The 2,313-nt window shown below is 59.4% G+C and carries 1 protein-coding gene; it reads left to right on the top strand.

Going from position 1 to position 2,313, the window contains the following annotated elements; translation table 11 throughout:
* A partial coding sequence (locus VGE80_RS11420) for a hypothetical protein (RefSeq protein ID WP_440592757.1) occupies positions 1–2,313 on the top strand: 2,313 nt, incomplete at both ends.

Below are 2,313 nucleotides of genomic sequence, written 5' to 3' on the forward strand. Positions count from 1 at the left end.
CGGAAGCATCCCTGGAAGCGGCCGCCGAAGGTCAGCGACATGAAGCCGTCACGCCCGGTGTGCCTACGAATCTGTCGGTTGAGCTGTGGCACACCTCTCGTATCAAGCTGCTCACCTGGATCAGCTTCGGGGGCTGCCTGACGCTCGGCATCGGACTGCGGATGATTGGCTGGTCGAACCGAGACCGTTTTGCTGCTTACGTCCTCGGGTTGTCCATGGCGGCAACATTCTCGGCCCCCATGCCGTATGCCGGTTTCTTGGGAGGCGCCGTGGCGGGAACGCTGATTGCCTTGTTGATTCCCCGTCGGCTACTCACTCCAGTGAAACCTCCAGCGGAATCGATGGGCTCATCTCTACGTACCTTGCCCGCAACGCTGACGGCCTGCCTGCTGGGGGGCATCACGTTCGCGGGATTGTCGTTAGTTTCATCGACGCCCGCATTTGCCCGGCAGGCAGGTGGCGAAGCGGGTCTGGTCCAGACGATTCCCCGTGTCTACATCCCCGTCGACGAAGAAGGGAATCCCTCCGAATCACTCCCCTTCGTTTATGTACCCAAAGACGTCCTGTCACGATGGAAAGAACTTGCCAGCGAACGAGGGGCTACCCCCGATTATCTGATCTCAGCCGCGAACTATGAATTGCGGGGAACGAACGAAAGTCACTGGAATATCCTGGCCAGCTACGTCGTCCATCTGCTCCCCTCGTCAGACCCGAGTGTCCTGGTAGAACTGGCGCTGGCCGATGTGAGCTTGCCCGATGCCGAGTCATGCCTGGTCAACGGTAAGCCGTCTCCGATCGGCTCACTGCCGAATGGAAAGGGCTACTCGATCGAGCTGATGCGGCCCGAATCGAGTTTCAAGTCGGACGAATCCGTCAGTGCTGCCGATGAGCTTCAAGAGGAGAGGATCTCCACGTTCAGGATCGAACTGCGGCTTCGCAAGCCGCGCCCCGGGGGTCGAACGCTGGATCTGGCCATCCCGAGCGTGGTCAACAGCCACCTCACCCTCTTGCTACCTGAGCCCTATCCCTATGCCGAGGTCACCGGTGCGCGGGGTGCGTCCGAACGAGATCCGGATCGTTACCGCATCGAAACGGACCTGGGCCTGACCTCATTGATTTCTGCTCGCTGGGGTCAATCTGCACCTCCTCCCAAGGTCCTCAATGCAACGGCATCGATGCTGCAGCATCTCGAACTTCGCCCCTCCAGCGTTGAACTTCGGTTTCATCTCGTCGCCAATGTCGAAGAGGGAAGCCTGGAGGCACTGGAGTTCGAACTTCCCACCGACGCCATTGTCCGTCGCGTTCACTCACGTGACGACGATTTGTTGAGAAGTGACGTGATTGTCCTTCCATCTGGCCAGCGTCGTCTGAGGCTGATTTTCGAGTCCCCCCGGCGTTCTCAGATCATTGTCGATGGGACACTGCTGCTGATTCAGGCCGACTCACTGGTCCAGACCGTACTCCCCCGGTTTGGGCTGGCAGGCTCTGAGACGCTCGTCTGGCATTTTGAACGAAACTGGTGGGGAATCTCCGCACCATCGGACTTCCGTGTCGAAGCGGGCAATCTGGACCCCGAATACGTCAACAGCATCTCGCCAGAGAGTTACCTGCAAGCGTGGATCGACGCGACGGCCCCCGTCCTGCTGGAGACCGTCGTTCCAACCCAGGCACAAACCGCGTTTGAGCTACGTGCGGCCGCGGCCCCGACATTCTCATTGGTCCCGTATCAGCCCCGTCGCCGAGCGATGCAGTGGCGACAATCAGGATCGATTGGCAAGCGGCGAATGGAATGGTCGCTTGTCGGAGAGATTGAAACCTCGCTGGCACCTGTTTTTCAGACGGTCCTCGATGTCGATCGGCGACTGCGGGTAGAGAAGGTTTCGGTCATCGAGAACGGCGCGGAACGCCGGATTCGCTGGGCCGAGTCACGCACGAATCCCTCGCGCATCGTTATTTTTCATGACAAGACCCAGGGGCGGCAAACAATTTCCCTCCGCGGCAGCTTGCCTATCCGTTCAGGGGTCCAGATCAACTTGCCGTTCGTCCGCCCCGAAGACTGTGATGTCACGAATTCAAAGCTCACGCTCACCCGCGATCCCGAAGTCGACGTCGTGCTGACCCCCGCACGTGACTGGAAGGCCGATACGGAAGGACTGAGCACAGTCAACTTCGAACAGGACGGACAAATTCTGCTCGGACGATTTCTGCTGACAGATCCCGTCGTAAGGGGAACCATACAAACGTCATCCCGTCACTCGCGGTGTACGGCACGTGCGACTGCTGTTCTTCGCCGGCTGGATACGGGGGAATGGA

Origin of the sequence: Schlesneria sp. (assembly GCF_036405755.1) — a bacterium.
GTDB classification, from domain to species: domain Bacteria; phylum Planctomycetota; class Planctomycetia; order Planctomycetales; family Planctomycetaceae; genus Schlesneria; species Schlesneria sphaerica.